Source organism: Streptomyces sp. NPDC042002 (genome assembly GCF_055588305.1).
This window is the reverse complement of the sequence record NZ_JBVJCT010000089.1, coordinates 1-1,333: the sequence shown is the minus strand read 5'-3', so window position 1 is coordinate 1,333 and position 1,333 is coordinate 1. Positions and strand designations below refer to the sequence as shown.

1 protein-coding gene is annotated in these 1,333 nt (G+C 67.9%); it reads left to right on the top strand.

Annotated elements, in window-relative coordinates:
* Positions 1–138: 138 nt before the first annotated feature.
* Entirely contained in the window at positions 139–1,293 is a 1,155-nt protein-coding gene (locus ACZ6KY_RS42160; RefSeq protein WP_469315534.1) for an IS30 family transposase, read from the top strand.
* Positions 1,294–1,333: the final 40 nt, after the last annotated feature.

Below are 1,333 nucleotides of genomic sequence, written 5' to 3'. Positions count from 1 at the left end.
CTTGAGTTCTAGTGGTCGTCGCAACACCCCAGCTCAGGGGATGCGATGGATTTCAAGATCCGGGACCGTTCGATCAATCAGGGGACTCGTGCTCTGACGGAAGAACGCCGGGCCTACCTTCACCTTGTGGATCAAGGTGTGGGGTATGCGGAGGCGGCCCGGATCGTGGGCATCAACGTCCGGACGGGCAAGCGATGGCGCAACGGGCGTACTGCGTCCGGCGGCACCGTCGCGGCACTGCCGCTCGATCCGTCAGGGGTGTCACCGAAGGCTTCGGTGACACCCCTGAACAGTCCGTGCAGGTATCTGCGCGAGGCCGACCGGATCCACATAGCCGACCGGCTGAGGGAGAGGGCCACGGTCCGTGCGATCGCGGCCGAGCTGGGCCGCAGTCCCTCCACCGTCAGCCGGGAGATCCACCGCAACCGCACCGTCCTTGCCGACGGCGGCTGGTACTACCGGCCGCACGCAGCCCAGCGTCGCGCCGACCGGCGCAAGCCTCGCCCCAAGCAGGGCAAGATCGGCCAGAACCCCGAGCTCCAGGACTTCATCCAGCGTCACCTGACCCTGCGCTGGAGCCCCGAGCAGATCTGCCACGCTCTGCGCAGACGGTTCCCCGACCGGCCGGAGATGCACGTGACTCACGAGACGATCTACCAGGCCCTCTACGTCCAGGGCCGCGGCGAACTCCGCCGGGAACTGGCTCACGCCCTGCGGACCGGTCGCGCACGCCGTCGCCCGCACCGCCACGCCTACAAGCGTCTGCCCCGCGCGGTCCGGAACATGGTCATGATCAGCGAGCGGCCCGCCGAAGCCGCCGACCGCGCCGTTCCCGGACACTGGGAAGGCGACCTCATCATCGGCAAGGACGGCAAGTCCGCGATCGGCACCCTGGTGGAACGCACCACCCGCTACGTGATGCTGCTTCACCTGCCCGCCGGCCACAACGCGACCGCCACCCGCGGCGCTCTCGTCGAGACCATCCAGACACTCCCGCCGCATCTGCGGCGATCCCTCACCTGGGACCAGGGATCAGAGATGGCCGCCCACCGCGCGTTCACCGTTGCCACCGACGTCCCGGTCTACTTCTGCAACCCGGCCAGTCCCTGGCAGCGCGGCTCGAACGAGAACACCAACGGCCTGCTGCGGCAGTACTTCCCCAAGGGAACCGACCTGTCCGCCCACACCCGCCAGGACCTCGACACGGTCACCGCCGAACTCAACAGCAGGCCACGCAAAACGCTCGGCTGGGAAACCCCAGCCGAGCGCCTGTCTAAACTGCTCGCGGCCTGAACAACCGATCACGTGTTGCGACGACCACTCGAATTCGCCC